Origin of the sequence: Thermoanaerobaculum aquaticum (assembly GCF_000687145.1) — a bacterium.
Lineage (GTDB): Bacteria > Acidobacteriota > Thermoanaerobaculia > Thermoanaerobaculales > Thermoanaerobaculaceae > Thermoanaerobaculum > Thermoanaerobaculum aquaticum.
On record NZ_JMFG01000006.1, the window covers coordinates 131,224 to 145,331 of the forward strand.

Annotated in this window: 11 protein-coding genes; 2 read left to right on the top strand and 9 right to left on the bottom strand. The window is 61.9% G+C overall.

The window, feature by feature from the left end:
- Positions 1 to 13 precede the first annotated feature (13 nt).
- A complete protein-coding gene (tmk, locus tag EG19_RS02870) occupies positions 14 to 646 on the top strand; it encodes a dTMP kinase (RefSeq protein ID WP_038047233.1) in 633 nt (210 codons plus the stop codon).
- Positions 643 to 1,563 (top strand): hypothetical protein, encoded by a 921-nt coding sequence (locus tag EG19_RS02875; protein WP_038047235.1) that lies wholly within the window; start codon positions 643 to 645, stop codon positions 1,561 to 1,563. Before tmk ends, EG19_RS02875 begins: the two co-directional genes overlap by 4 nt.
- A 212-nt stretch (positions 1,564 to 1,775) precedes the next feature.
- Here the strand turns inward: EG19_RS02875 and EG19_RS02880 are convergent, their stop codons facing one another.
- The 9 genes from EG19_RS02880 to EG19_RS02925 form a co-directional block, all read right to left on the bottom strand.
- The gene (locus tag EG19_RS02880; protein ID WP_152543876.1) at positions 1,776 to 2,567 is read right to left on the bottom strand and encodes a PEGA domain-containing protein; all 792 of its coding nucleotides are present in this window, start codon (positions 2,565 to 2,567) and stop codon (positions 1,776 to 1,778) included.
- 107 nt (positions 2,568 to 2,674) lie between these two features.
- Positions 2,675 to 3,439 (bottom strand): PIG-L deacetylase family protein, encoded by a 765-nt coding sequence (locus tag EG19_RS12265; protein WP_053334808.1) that lies wholly within the window; start codon positions 3,437 to 3,439, stop codon positions 2,675 to 2,677.
- Positions 3,426 to 5,555 carry a DUF6044 family protein gene (locus EG19_RS02895; RefSeq protein WP_152543877.1) on the bottom strand — a complete coding sequence of 710 codons (2,130 nt, stop codon included), beginning with the start codon at positions 5,553 to 5,555 and terminating at the stop codon, positions 3,426 to 3,428. The genes EG19_RS12265 and EG19_RS02895 overlap by 14 nt, the downstream gene beginning before the upstream one ends.
- A 98-nt stretch (positions 5,556 to 5,653) precedes the next feature.
- Complete coding sequence (locus EG19_RS02900; RefSeq protein WP_038047245.1) at positions 5,654 to 6,619, bottom strand: hypothetical protein; 966 nt, start codon at positions 6,617 to 6,619, stop codon at positions 5,654 to 5,656.
- A complete protein-coding gene (locus tag EG19_RS14385) occupies positions 6,612 to 7,640 on the bottom strand; it encodes a glycosyltransferase family 2 protein (RefSeq protein ID WP_038047249.1) in 1,029 nt (342 codons plus the stop codon). Before EG19_RS14385 ends, EG19_RS02900 begins: the two co-directional genes overlap by 8 nt.
- A gap of 24 nt (positions 7,641 to 7,664) precedes the next feature.
- A complete protein-coding gene (locus EG19_RS14390) occupies positions 7,665 to 8,708 on the bottom strand; it encodes a glycosyltransferase (RefSeq protein WP_152543879.1) in 1,044 nt (347 codons plus the stop codon).
- Positions 8,708 to 9,814 (bottom strand): ABC transporter ATP-binding protein, encoded by a 1,107-nt coding sequence (locus tag EG19_RS02915; protein WP_407702145.1) that lies wholly within the window; start codon positions 9,812 to 9,814, stop codon positions 8,708 to 8,710. The genes EG19_RS14390 and EG19_RS02915 overlap by 1 nt, the downstream gene beginning before the upstream one ends.
- A gap of 131 nt (positions 9,815 to 9,945) precedes the next feature.
- Positions 9,946 to 11,394, bottom strand: a complete 1,449-nt coding sequence (locus EG19_RS02920) for a hypothetical protein (protein ID WP_038047255.1) — start codon at positions 11,392 to 11,394, stop codon at positions 9,946 to 9,948.
- A 68-nt stretch (positions 11,395 to 11,462) separates the two neighbouring features.
- Positions 11,463 to 14,108 (bottom strand): PKD domain-containing protein (locus EG19_RS02925; RefSeq protein WP_152543880.1); only part of this gene is annotated, 2,646 nt, incomplete at its 5' end.

Here is a 14,108-nt window from a genome sequence, read left to right on the forward strand (position 1 = left end):
GTAGAATGGCGCGATGGCTGGCGGAATCTTTGTGAGCTTCGAGGGGATCGAGGGGTGTGGCAAGTCCACCCAGCTTTCCCTCCTGGCCCAGGAGCTCCAGCGACGGGGGGTCAAGGTCGTGACCACCCGCGAACCGGGGGGCACCCCCTTGGGCGAAGAAATCCGCGCCTTGCTGTTAAACCCCGCCTTTAGCCCCACCCCCTGGGCGGAGCTTTTCCTCCTGGAGGCCGCCCGGGCTCAACTGGTGGCCACCGTCATCCGCCCGGCTCTGGAAGAAGGGGCCTGGGTGCTTGCCGACCGCTTTAGCGATTCATCCCTGGCCTACCAGGCCGGCGGCCGCGGTCTGCCCTGGGCCCAGGTGCGGGCCCTCAACCGCATGGCCACCGGAGGGCTCGTTCCCCACCGCACGCTGGTGCTCACGCTCCCCGTTTCCCAGGCCCTAACCCGCGCCCGCAACCGCGCAAGCACCCAGGCCAGCAACCGCCGCTTCGAAGACGAAGCCGAGGCCTTCCACCGCCGGGTGGCCAGGGCCTTCCAGCGGCTGGCCACCCAGGAACCGCAAAGGGTGCGGCTGGTGGACGGCCGGGGCAGCACCAGCCAAGTGCACGCCCGGGTGCTTAAGGAGCTTTCGGAGCTTTTGCCGTGAGCACGCTCTGGCCCTTCCCCGACGATGCCCTGCGCATCTCCCGCTTTCCCGCGGCTTCCCCGGTGCTTTCGGGCCTCCATCGCGCGCTGCACGCGGGCACGGTGCCCAACACCCTGCTGCTGGTGGGCGAGCCTTTGGCCGGCCGGGAGGCGGTGGCGGCGGAGCTTTCGGCCATGCTCATTTGCCCCGAAGGCAGGCTTTTTTGTACCTGTAGCTCCTGCCAGCGGGTCCGCCAAGGGGTCCACCCCGACCTGCACCTGCTGCGGGTTGGGGTGGGGCACAAGGAAATCCGCATGGAGGACGTGGAGGAGGTCCTGGCGAACTTCCAGCAGGTGCCGTTTGAAGGCCGACGGCGGGTTTACGTGCTGGCGAACGCCCATACCCCTCCCCTTAACGTGTTTGCCGCTTCCGCGCTTTTGAAGACCCTGGAAGAGCCGGTGGCTCACGCCTGCTGGATCCTCCTGGCCTGCAACCCTCTGCGGGTTTTACCCACCATCGTGTCCCGGGCGGTGCAACTGCGGGTCCCCAGCTCACCTGCCGCGGCCGCCGAAAACCTGGGGCCCAGGGCCCTGACGTTGCTGCAGGCCGTGCCGGGAAGCCTGGGAGCCCTGGTGGAGGAGGGGGAGGAGGGCGAAGGCTTTTTGCAGCTGGCCCAGGAGCTTTTGCCCCAGGCCATGAACGGTAACTACCTGGCGCTTTTGCGCCTTTCAGCCCTGGTGAGGGAGCGCCCCTGGCGCGCCTCTCTGTTGTCCGCCCTGAGCTTGGCCTCCGCCTCCCAGGTTCAGCCCGAGCTTGCCGAACGGGCGGTGGCGTTGGCGGAAGGGTGGCTTTTGGCGCAGCGGCTTTCTGAGCAGCTCTACCTGGGGTTTGAGGCTACGGCGTTAGCTTCTCTGGGCCGGGTCCTGGAGGTGACCTAAAAAAGAGCCGCCGGGGGTTGACCCGGCGGCAACCGTTCTACATCGAAGGGCGGCGCGACCAAGCATTTTTGGTCGGCCTTTGTTTGGCGGGACGTCGTTCGAAAGGCACCGTTTGGCAGGCTTTAGTTTGGTTGGCTTTGCCTGACTGGTCGCCTGATCGTCCGCCCTCCTTTCTCGACTACCTACAGTATAGGCCCCGCTTTTGAATTTGTCTAGTCCCCGGGGGTGAGCTTCACCCGGACCTCCACCCCCTGCCCCGACTCCACGGTCACCGTTTGCGTTTCCCCGCGAAAGCCGGGGGCCAGCACCTCCACCCTGTGGCTGCCGGGCTCCACCGCCAAGCCCCGCACCATTTGCGCCAGCTCCTCACCCGTGCCCACAAACTCCCCGTCCACGTACACCGCCGCTTGCGGGGGTTCCACGGCAAAACGCAGTGCAGCCTTTCCTTCCCGCGGCCGCTGCGGCTTTTCCCGCGGCGAAAGCTCCGGACGGAGGGAAGGATCAGGCCGCGGCCGTGAAGCCTCCCGGGCCTCCCGGCCCTTGCCAAAAACCCGAGCCACCGGCAACCCCTCGGGGCGGTCGTACCAGGGCGCCGGCTTTTCCCCAGGACTGCGGGCCAGCTCAAAATCCAAGGGGAAGAAACGCCCGGGCTGCGCGTCAATTTCCACCCGCCGGGTTTCGTACCCGGCTAACGAAAACTCCAAGGTGTAACGACCCGGACGCAGGTAAAGGTAGTCGGGGTTGCCGTCGAAGTCATCGGCGGTACCGATGAGCTGCCCGTCCAGGTAAACCCGGGCATGTTCCGGGCTCACGTCGGTGTCCACCACAGCCAGCTCGGGGGACCTGGCTTGCACCACCACCGGCGCCACCACCGCCGGGCCCCACCACCAGGGGTCCCACCAGGGCCACCACAGGTGGACCCCCACCCGCACCCGGCCATGGGCCCAAGCCTGGGGTGCCGCAGCAAGCACCAAAAGCATGCTGGCGAGGATCGTCTTCCGCATAGCTCGCACCCTCCCACCCTGACGTTAGCAACCCACATGCCAACTTAAGGCCCTTTGTGTCGGATGGCAAGGGCCCATCCTGAGGACATTTGTCCCAAACACCGTCCTCACCGGGGCATTTCGGGAGCAAGGACCGCCGGTGGCAGGGGGCCCAAGGCGCGCCGCGCCAGCCACCGCCAGGAGTGAGCGGCTACCCGGCGGGCCGGGTGAAGCTGGAAAGCCTCCACGTAGGAAGTTCCTTCCACGGTGAGGGCGCGAAACGCCGCAAGGCCAGCCATCACCCGGTGGTAGGGGCGTACCGAAAGCTGCGAGGCGTAGCAGGCAAAGGCCTTTTCCTTGGCCCCCCAGCCTTCATCGGCGTTGACCAAAAGGTTGGGCCACAGGGGGATGCCGATCTCGTAAAACGCCACCCACGCCGGCAAGGCCTTTCGCCAACCGAAAAGCAACTGCCACCGCAAAGCGAGCTGCAATGCCCGGGCGCAGGCCCGGTGGTCGGGGTGGAGATCGGCGGCATGGGGTGCAAAAACCACCTCCGGACGGAAGCTGGCGAGCTCCTGGCGAACAGCTCGGGCCAGTCCAGCAACGCAGGCACCGAGCTTCCGGTCTTCAAAATCCCAAAAGGCCCCATCGGGGACACCCAGGATGTGCAGAGCAGCTTGGGCCTCCGCCCGGCGGACGGGGCTTTCGCCCTGCGCCTCCCCGCCGGTGAGCGCCACCACCCGGAGGCTTACGCCTCTTCTTCCGGCTTGCGCTAAAGTCGCGCCCAAACCGAACGTTTCATCGTCAGGGTGAGGTGCCAGCACCAGCCAGCGCCGGCCCGGCGGAAAAGCCGTGTGGTAGGGAACAAGCTCCAGCTCTTCAGCAAACCGCATGCCTTCGTCCCCGCAGAGCGTACACCCCGGCGGCAGCGAACCCCAAGAACCCCAGGGCCAGCCCCACCCCCAACCCTGGCGGCCCGTACCGCCACATCACCTCGTGCGTCCCCTGGGGCACCACCACCCCCATGGCGCCCAGGTTGGCGGTGACCAGCGGCACAGGGTGCCCATCCAGGTACGCCTGCCACCCGGGAGCCCGGGGAGCGTGAAACACCGCCAGCACTGGGCCCGAGGCCTGCACCTGGACCCGCACCCGCCAGGGCCGTTTTTCCACGATCTCCAGCTCGCCTTCCCCCGAAAGCACCGGCGGGGGGGACACCACCGCGGTGTGGGCAAAGTCCAGGCCTTCCCACTGCCCCTGGGAGGCCTCACCCGGGAGCGGCAGCGCTCGCGTCGCCAGGCGCAACACCGGCAGAAAACGCCGGTTCCGGTAAAGGCGCAGGTGCTCGTTGCGATCCACCTCCTCCCACCCCTGGTCCCAGGGCGATGCCAAACCCTCGGGCCCCGAAAGCAACCACCGCACCCCCCAGGCTCCCGCCAAACCCGCCCATGGCGTGGTGATGGGCCCCGGCAGGTCCTCCCCCCGGGCGCCCAACGCCGCATGAAGGGCGGCCAAACTGCGGGGGCGTACGGGATCGTGGGAGCGCAAATCCGAAAAGCCCATGCGCGCCAGGAGGTTCGCCGGCACCACGTGGCCCACCGCCAAAACCCGCTCCCCGGGCTGGACCCAGCGGGCAAGCAAGGAAGCCACCGGGTTTTCCGGCGCGAGGCGGGATACCGGCAAGACCGAAAAGCTCCAAAACCCCGCCTCCAGTGCCGCGAGCAGCGGTAAAAGGACGCCCCGGCGGAGGGCCAGAAGTCCCGCAGCTAAAGTTGGCACCGCCACCGTGGGCCACACCCGTGGCCCCGTCCCCGGAATCGAGGCAAGCGTCAGCACCAGCACCACACCCTGCACCACCAGCCACGCCAGGGTGAGCCGCCGCGTAGGGATGGGCCTTTTCGGAAATCGAAGGGCCGCCATGGCAATCAAACAAAAGGGCAGCAGGAAAGCCACCCGCGGCCAGGTCATGTGCCGCAACACCGGCAGGGCACGCCCCACCTCGCGAAAGCCGGGAAGCTCAAAGAAAAGCCCAACGGCAAACACCGCCACCGAAGCCAGTGCCAGGACCCAGCGCCGGTGCCGCGTTCGGGTCTCGCCAGCCAACAGCAAAAGCCACGCCACCGATCCGCAGGCCAACGCTACCGGGGCGTGGGGAAAGGGAAAGGCGAAGTTCCAGTCCGCCGGATGCCCCAAGCGAAAAGGCACCCAGAGCAAGCTGGCAAGCCTCAGTTTGTCGTGCCAAGACAGACCTTCCGCCGGTGAAAGCACGGCGTGGAACTTCGCGGAATCCAAAACCGTGAGGATCACCGGCAAGCCAAAGCCCAGGCCAATAAGACCGGCAATGGCTAACGGAGGCAGCAAACGGCGAAGCCGCCGGAAGCGGCCCCAACTGAGCACGAAGCCGGCCAGGGCCAGCGCCAGCGCCAAAAAGGCGGCTGTCTCCGGATGGGTGGACCAACCGAGAAGCGTCCCCAAAAGCACAGCCAGGGCCGCTCCGGCTTTCCCCTGTCCCCGCAGGGTCCTCGCCAGCAGCCAAAAAGCCCAAGGGGTGGCGGCCACCACCCAGGTGAGCGGTACCGGCAGCCAGGAAAAGAAGTTCAGCGAAAGGGAAAAGCTCAAAGCCCCAAACCAACGGGCAGGTGGGCCGCAGCCTAACCGGGAAAGCCAAACCCACATACCGAAAAACGCCGCCAGCACCTTCAGCACCGCCATCACCGAGGTCCCCACCTCCGGCCCCCACAGCCAAACCGGCAGCTGGAGCGGCCACGGAAGCCCTGTTTGCCCATTGGCAAAAAGCGGCACCCCACCGCCAATGCGATCGGAAATCCACGGCGGCTCCCCGGCTTTGACCAGCCGCCTCACCTCCTCCCACCACACCGCAAACTGCAACGGCAAATCACTTTGCTCCCGCGAGCCCACGCGGTGATGCAGTCCCGCGGGAGCTGGCGAGAGAACGCCAGGAACAACCAGGTAGAGGTGATGGGCAGAAAACCCAAAGATCGCAGCGAGCACCAAAGCCAGGCCAACGGCTGGGAGAAACTTTCTCGCCTGTCGTGCGTGCTTTGTGCGCGGGGGCAGCGAATCAAGCGTGGCCGGGTAACGCTTGCGGATCATACGAGATCGCCATCCGCCATGGAAAAGAAAGCGTTTTCCCAAAAGTCGCGGGGATCGAGGTCGGCGCGGGCGGAAATAGCTGTGACCGTGATTTCATCGTAGGCTTGCGAGCGCACCCATCCGCAGTCGAGAAGGACTTGTGCTGCCAGTGGATCACCGTGGAGCCAAGTATGGAGCGTCTTACAGCCCCAGTCCTTGGCGAGGGAACCCACAGCGCAAAGAAGATCGCGGAGGACCTGGGGGGACCTTCCGTCCCAGAGTAGATCCACGAGGTAACAAACCTCCCCACGGGCCCGCAGCACCGCAGCAGCACTGGGCCCTTCACCCTCCAACCAAAATAGAAAGCGGTACGGTTGCTCAGGGTGCAGCAAATAACGCCAACGTACGAAGGCCTCATCCCGACACGCCATCACCGGAAAGCGTTCGCGAGTAAGGTGCCAAAGTTGCTCCCAAAGCTCAGGGTTGAAACCTAAGAAAAGCCCCCTGGGGACGTTGCGGAAGGATCGCCCCGCAACTCTGGCCTCAAATGCCGGCAGGCTTCCTAACGCGGTCCACCCTAAATGCGAAATCAGTACCTGCGTATGGCGCCGTCCCGCCAAGCCGTAAAGGAGCTCCAGCGGGCCCTCCCGGCAGTAAAGCTCGAAGAACGCCCTGGCCGTGGCACGGTAAGCGTTTTCGCCACCTGGAAGCGTTGCCCCCAAGTCGGTGCGGAAAGCATCAACCCCTTGACCAATCAGCCGCCGGGCACCCTGCACGTGAAAGGGAGTTGGCAGTGCCGCAAAGTGCGCTAAAAGCTCGCCTGTTACGCTTTCTGCGGTCAAGACCGCTTGGCCCCAGGGGCACTGGAGGAACTTCCACCGCCATTCATCTAAAGACCGAGACTGACGAAACACGCGGTTGAAGGCGCGGTTGATTTTTTCCCCTTGCTCTGGCCCGAAATGGCGGAAGACCCAGTCAGGCATCCCACCTCCATGGTCCGCAGAGAGTACCGCCCAACCCGAAGCCAGCAACCAAGAGGGTTCGGGGGTGTCTATCAAAGGCAAGCGACGACCGAATGGCGGTCTCGGGAAAAGCTGTCGTCCCTTTTAAACCAAAAGCGGGAACTCCCAAGGGGCTCGGCGAAACCAGCCACCAGAGTGGCTCCCTAGCATCCACGGTGATCGGTACAGGCCTCGCAGGAAACGGGGTTTTCGGCAAAGGGCATGCGGCAATGAGGCTCCCGACCCAGCCAAAGTTTTTTCGATAATAGCGTCGCCGTGAAGCGAGCATGTGGTGGGCATGATCGGAAGGCGTTGCGCTCATCCCCCACCGGTGCTGAGCTCTCGCGGCTGGCACTAGCGCGCAAGAAAGGCCTCGTCGTCGGGCTCGGAGAAGCCAGTCCGTCTCCTCAAAGTAGAGGAAATAGCCTTCATCCCAGGGACCAAGCTGAAGAAAGGTTTCCCGGCGTAAGGCCAGCAGAGCGCCTCCCAAAAAGCGCAGAGGGACGGTCTCACGAGCCTCCCAAACGGCAATCGCTCGCCGGGCCTCTTTGGCCAGCAGACGCTTGCGCAAGCCACGGAAGCGGCCGGCACAAAGGCGCAAAAGCTCCGCCCCAGGGAGCTGAGGTTCCATGGGGGGAAACATCAGTTCGCCCATCAGAAACTGCGGCCCAACAATCGCGTGTCGGTCAAGGCCAACTAAAAGCGAACCCAGAGCACCGCCCTCCAACTCCACGTCAGGATTGCTCACCAGGACGATGTCCCCGCTGGCTCTGGCAACGCCGCTGTTTACACCTGCCGCGTAGCCCCGGTTGGTTTGGACGATCAAGGAGTCGGGTTGCATGTCTTGGAGGGCGCGTACCTCGTCGGGATCTTGCGAGTGATCCACGACAACCACTTCAGCCTTGACACCCAGCGTTTTGGCCTGGCGTCGAAACCGCTCAATCGCGCCCCGCACGTAAGAAGAGGACCTAAAGCAGACGAGAACGAGAGAGACCGAAGTCATTCCGGGTTTTCTCGGCAAAGGATTTCAAATAGCTCCAACGTTAGCCCCTTTATCGCCTTCAAAAGTCCCTTCAAATACCCAGCACACTGCCTCCCGAATTCTCCTTGCCGCCTCCAAGCGCGAAAACTCTTTTGCGCGCTCAAGACCGGCCTCTCGCACGGCACGCCATCGGGAAGGTGATTGTAAAAGGTCCATGGCCGCCTCAGCCAAGGCGTAGGGGTCCTTCGGCGGCACAAGAGGCACTACACCCCCAGCCAAAAACCGGAAGGCGTCAATATCGGAAGCAACCGCCGGTACGCCCGAGGCCATAGCCTCCAAAAGGGGAAGGCCAAAGCCCTCCTCCCAGGAGGGTGCCAGCAACAAGTCGCACTGCCGCACAACTTGTGCTGTTTGATGAGGAGTAAGGCTCTCAAAGTAACGGTCGGGTTGAAGGAGCCGACGCTCTTCCTGTGTTAGCGGAAACTGGCTAATGCGCCATAGCTCAACCGGAAGGCCGCGCGATCGCATAATGAGGACTGCCTGTAGCGCAGTGGCTACTCCTTTCCACTGAAAATCAAACGACCCCATGACGAGAACCCTCGGCATACCTCGGGGTTCCGGCTTTCGGCGCTTAGGGCGGAAAAAGGGATCCAGCGGCGGAGGCAGGAGAAAAGTCGGGCGACCGAAACGAGCCTCCAAGAGGTTCCCCAGGGAAGGGTTCACAACCCACGTGGGAATCGGCAAGGCATAGGTTTTAAGGATTGATGGCTCCACTTCTGTTCCCTGCGCGTAGTGGCCTTCAAACCCCTGGCAGTAGTGGACCTTCCTCCCCCAAGGGATAGAAAGGGCTGGTTCAACGGTGGTCCAAAAGGTGGCCACTGTGAGGTCAGCGGAGGGCAAAAACACCGGTGAAAACGAGGGGACCTTGCGAAACTCCACCTTGAGGGAATACCAAGAGGGTCTTGCCTCCTTAGCCACGACCGTCACGTCAAGCCCCTGCTCGGCAAGGAGCTCGGCTTGCTGGAGAACGACCTTGACGCCCCCATAAAGCCCCGTGCCTTCAAGGAGGAAAACGACCCGCCCGCCCATCACAATCGCCACCGGTAAGGCACCTGAAGCAGCGAAGGGTTCCAGCGATCCCCCTTCACTTCCAAAGGGCGCGGGAGGCGGATTCGGTCCCAAAGTACCAAGCCGGTATCGTCAAAAACGAAGGCGTTGACCCAGAATTTCCCATACCCGAGGGGCAAGGATTCCACGTGACAGGACACACGATCGTCTTTCGCCAGCAAGAGGGGTGGTAGCCCACTCCAATGAGTGGACGCGAAAAAAACGCACCGCTCGTCTAAGGTGTCCACGGAAACACCCACGTGGAAAGCCGGCGCGCCCTGAGGGACCTGTAAGTTAAGGTGGAACGTAAGGGGTTCCCCCGAGGTCCAGTTTTCAAGGGCCGGATCGGTTTCAAGAGCGCGCAAGTGTGGGCGTGGCACGGGATGGGCTTCGGATGTGTCCCGTGCCTGCACCTGTGTGCCGCTCACAGGCTGCTTTTTTCCCAGGAATTCACTGTAGGCTTCCACGACTTCTGCGGCGTCTCCAAAGGCTTCCACCCGCCCTTCCCGCAACCAGATCGCCCTTTCACAGAAGCTGGTGACCAGGTAAAGGGAGTGCGAGCAGAAAAGGATCGTCTTACCCCGGCTTTTGAGAGCTTGCATGCGGTCAACGCATTTTTTTTGGAATGCCCCATCACCCACTGCCAAGGCTTCGTCTACCACTAAAACTTCGGGGTCCACCTGCGTTGCCACTGCAAAGGCCAATCGCGCTGCCATCCCCGAGGAGTACGTGCGAAGCGGTTGATTGGCAAACGGTCCAAGGTCCGCGAACGCGAGGATATCCTCCAGGCGGGTGGCCATTTCCTTGGGAGGAATGCCCAAGAGAGAGCCGTAAAGAATCGCGTTCTCTCGACCCGTGAAATCCGGGTGAAATCCCATTCCCAGCTCCAAAATAGCTGCCACCGGTTGGCGCGCGTACACGTCGCCGCTGTCGGGTCTGGTAATTCCAGCTACTATTCGGAGGAGGGTGCTTTTACCCGAACCGTTCTCACCGATGATGCCAATGGCCTCCCCGGGTTTGGCTGAAAAAGAAACCGCCCGAAGTGCAGCTTTGCGTGCGCGCTGGGAGCCAAACCCGAATAAGGCCAATAATCGGTCGCGCCGCCGGAAAAAGAGCGGGTAGCTCTTGGAAACATCGCGGACATCTAGCGAAACTGCCGGCTCTCGCTTCGGCATTAAAGCGACCCTCTCCGCTCCAACACTATCATAGGGAGCGGGTGTTACGGGGCGGGCGTTCCGCAACGGTAAAGCCAGAAGGCCTCGTCGCCCACGATGGCTTCTGGAAGGGCGGCAAGGAGGCGGCAGGGGATTTGCTCGCTGAGAGGTCTATTCAGCAATAGGCAGGTTTCCCCGGAAGTTCCGAGATTTAGGGCCTCGGCAACAATCTCCTGCTCTGAAAGGAACTCGCGACGCACCCGTGCTAAGTTCCAAACCACGAAGCTCCCGTAGGCTTTGGTGGTAAGGTAGTAAACGCGCTGGTCAGGTAGAAACCCCGCGACGGTAGAGGCAGCCCAATCCGTGTGGCCCACAAGAGGTGCCCCTTTGCAGTGAAGAGAGACAGAACGAGCTGCGTCTTTGCCCGCGCTAAACGGATGCCGCCAATCCACGAGTGTGGCGACGAGGCTACCTTGCAAGCCGGCTGCGAGCGATAAAGCCAGGAACAGATGGCCAGAAGAACGGAGGGAAGTTTCAAGATCTCTTGCTAGCCAAAGGCAGGGCACGCTCCAAACAAGAATGAAGCCGTGATGCCTTGCAGCCCCAGGAAACTTTACGTAAAAGAAGCTGACGAGAATAAGTAATCCCAAGCTCCAGATGAGAATAAGCCGCCTGGATGACCAGAGCGCGGTAACGAGCTGGGCGGCCATTCCCGCAGCGACAGCGATAGCGAGGGGAAAGGCGAAAGGCACGCCTGCAAAGTCAAAGGGAAAAAGCAACGTATTGTTCCAAAAGTGAAGGTCGTACCGGAGGAGGGGAAGGAGCGAAAAGGCTAATCCGCGAAGGATGTAATAGGCACGAAAGGGTTCCCACCCGAGAAAAAGGCCTCTTGCATGTTCGTAGTCGGTTGGGGGGATGCAGCTCCAGACCGCAACGCCCCATCCCACGGCTAGGAGAATCCAGCTCTTAACGCCGGCGCCCTTCCATTTTGCCTTCAGAGCTAACGCCAGCGGGGGCACAAGGAGTACGCCCATCGGGGAGGAGTTCGAAGCTAGGGCCAGGGAAATGGATGCTCCTGTGGGGCGGGTGCTCCATTTCAAAGCTAGCAAAAGAAAGAGAAGTGTGAGGCCATAGTTCCGGCTAATGACCCCATACTCATAGAAAGGGAAATAGCCAAACAGCCATCCAACCCTCACCCAAAAAGCAAAAGGTGCATAGCGGAGGAAGACCCACGCAGCTGCTGAAGCCACGATCCAATGCAGAGCCTGCATGGCAACGGGGTGTTGAAAGAAGCGGGTTACAACCCAAAGGGCAACGTGCCACAAAAGCGGGTGACCTTCGTAGCGGGTATTGCGCCAAAGCTCTCCTAAAGTACTGCTATCCCTCGCCAAAAGCCACGCTTGGATCTCATCCCGCCAGGGTTCATGATGCAGTAAAGCAAGACCGAGGAGTAACATGTAGAGACCTTGGACTGCCAAAAGCATGCTGGCTTCTCGTTTCAGAGTGCGTTCCATACCGCTGAAGCCTAACAAAAAAAACCGGCCTCCGCGAGGAGGCCGGTTGGGAAATTTGCCAGCAATCTTTACGGTGCAGGCACGGCAGGGATAAAGATGGGGTCGTTGGTGAGGTTGTCAATGACCGAAGCGTAGGCTTGGCCGATGCCTCCTTCTACTTCGATCACCGCGGAAACCACCCGTAGGTTCGCCGGCAGCGTCCACCCTTTGTTGCGGAACCGGTTCTCCAGCTTGTCCTGGTCCCAGGGGTTTGTTTCGGACAGGGCCACGGTGTAAGGCGTATTGGCGTCAGGATTCAGGAGGCGACCCTGCTCGTCGTAGAACCAGACCTTGAAGTTCACGGTCGGTCCGCCCACGTGGACAAAACCGAGGTTAGAGCGGGCAATGTCCTCGCTGGCCATGCCGGTGAGGTAAAGCCTCCGATACCCCGTGTCGCCGCCGGCAGCGTTACCCGCGTGGAAGGATTTCAGGGTTTGGCCGTAGGTTCCGCCATCCGCAGCGAGGTTAAACGTGCGGGCGGAAACCACAGGAAATACGCCGTCCTTGGGATACACAAGCAAAGTACCACTAACGTCGGGAGCGGGGAGCGGCTCCACCACCCACGCCACAACATCCCCAATGGGCAGGGTCTGAGCACCGGGGAGCGTCACGTCCTTCTCGAACTTCGGCAGTCCCCTGGGCACAAACTTCAGGGTGAAGCTCTTGGCCTCGGTAGCAGGATTTGTAAGGGTCACAGAGGACCGCCACATAGAGCCGGCAGCGCCAGGGTTATGAGCTATTCCTGGGATCACCAAGACTGTGCCACTGGCGGGCGGTTCATTGGTTTCCAGACTTGCGTCACCTGTGCGGTTGTCCACGACCGAGCCGTTAAACCCAGCTTCGCTGCCCTCGGTAAGCACCAGCTTTACCGTCGCTACGCCAAGCGGATCGGGCACAGAGAAGAAGCTGAGAAGTGACGCCTGTTCGTAGCCCAAGGGCGCAATCGTTTTACCTTGCTTCACCGCTTTGAGTTGCCCCTGCGCATCGTAAAGGAAGAGATCGAGCCGGGCCTCGCTGGGCCGCAGGTTGTACAAGCTCACGTTGGTACGGAATCCCTCGCCGCCCGTTCCATCGTGCCGCAAGCCGGTGATCCACTGCTCACGAGGCATGCTCCCTGGTCGGACTTCTAGCGCTGGAATGAGCTGGCCAAAGGTCCCGCCGCCGGGCACGTTGGTGTAGGTCCTCCCCACCACCACCGGCGGTACGCCCTCAGCGTTTTCATACGTGACCCGTACGGCTGCTTTGCTCACATCAACCCCGGCTTGCTGGCGGAAGAACTCCAAAACGTTGTCCAACGCCAGGGAACTCTTCGGTGGAATCGGTACATTGCTAACCCCGGGTGGGTTTGAGTTGCTCTTCCCGGCTTCCAGGACGTACAGGTTCACCCGGGTCTCGGTGTTCGCAGGGTTAAAGATGCGAAGGTCGGTGCGCCATAGGGTGTTGTTGAGACCCGGCACTTTTGCCGCGTCAGCGGCCACAAATGCTTCAGGTCCGCAGACTTGTCCCGAAACTTCTACCGTCTTGGTGACCGTGCCAGTGTAAGTGCCGCGTTTTGCTGTTAGCTTCACCTGCCGCTGGCCCCCGCACTTGAAGCTGTAGTTCACGGGGTTGCCGGAAAGCTTAACGGGAGTTGGCTCTCCAGGCTTTGGATCCTGGATTTCCCAGGTAAACTCCGTAGGATCGCCATAGGCAAACCCGGTCTTAGCAGTTAGCGTAGACTGTTTCCCTACACTTGCGTTGGCCGGAGGCTCGAAATCCGCGGTTACTGGCCGCTCGTCGGCGTAAATTTGCACGGTCTTGAGCTTTTCCTCCGACCAACCAACGCAGTTCTTCGCTTTTAGCCGGACGTTCTTGGGACCCGGCTGACTCCACAGCACGGTCACAGTGGCCTGCCCGGTAAAATCAGCCTTAAGCTCTTGGAAATCATACCAGTGCCAATCGGTTGGATTATTGGTTGAGGCGTCTGTGAGCTTCACCTTTTGCCCGGCGTAGGGCTGTTTGGAGCATTGGCCAGGAAAGGTCTGACATACTTGTTCCTGAGTGGGCTCCCACGGCTGCCAAGTGAAATCCGCTACCGGCACCGCGGTCCCCCCACAAGCCGGCAACACGGTAATTTGCTTTTGTTTCGTGGAGCTGCCCTTGCAGTTGGAAGCTGTGAGCGTCACCGTGTACGTGCCCTCTTTTTGGAAGATATACGTTGGGTTCTTGCTGTCAGAGGTCCCAGGTGGAATAACAGGGGGCACTCCATCGCCAAAGTTCCAGCTCCAGGCCGTAGGATTTCCTCCGGACATATCGGTGAACTGCACCGGCTGACCCGGCTGAGGCTGGACCGGCGACCAGGTGAAGTCGGCGGCCGGTGCCTGCGGTTCGTTGCAGTTGGACTGGACCGTAACGGTCGTGGAACCCGAGTAGTCTACTCCATTCACCTTACCCACCGCCGTCACGGTCTTGGTTCCCGCCGTTTGATAGGTGTGCGTAGCCGCGCAGACCCCTAGGGTACATGGGTACGTGACCGGTTTGGGACCTTCGCCCGTGTTGATCGTAATGCTGCCGCTACCGCTTGCCGGGGGACCGGACAGGCTGAAGGTCACTAGTTGGCCCACCTGAGGTGCAGAGGGGCTGACTGTGATGGTAACAGTCCCAGTCCCTCCTCCACCGCCGCCCCCACCACCCCC

Excerpts from the sequence above, each read along its gene's own strand:
- tmk (WP_038047233.1), top strand. The coding sequence starts at position 14 with ATGGCTGGCGGAATCTTTGTGAGCTTCGAGGGGATCGAGGGGTGTGGC.
- EG19_RS02880 (WP_152543876.1), bottom strand. The coding sequence starts at position 2,567 with ATGCGGAAGACGATCCTCGCCAGCATGCTTTTGGTGCTTGCTGCGGCA.
- EG19_RS12265 (WP_053334808.1), bottom strand. The coding sequence starts at position 3,439 with ATGCGGTTTGCTGAAGAGCTGGAGCTTGTTCCCTACCACACGGCTTTT.
- EG19_RS02900 (WP_038047245.1), bottom strand. The coding sequence starts at position 6,619 with ATGCCTGACTGGGTCTTCCGCCATTTCGGGCCAGAGCAAGGGGAAAAA.
- EG19_RS14385 (WP_038047249.1), bottom strand. The coding sequence starts at position 7,640 with ATGACTTCGGTCTCTCTCGTTCTCGTCTGCTTTAGGTCCTCTTCTTAC.
- EG19_RS14390 (WP_152543879.1), bottom strand. The coding sequence starts at position 8,708 with ATGGGCGGGCGGGTCGTTTTCCTCCTTGAAGGCACGGGGCTTTATGGG.
- EG19_RS02920 (WP_038047255.1), bottom strand. The coding sequence starts at position 11,394 with ATGGAACGCACTCTGAAACGAGAAGCCAGCATGCTTTTGGCAGTCCAA.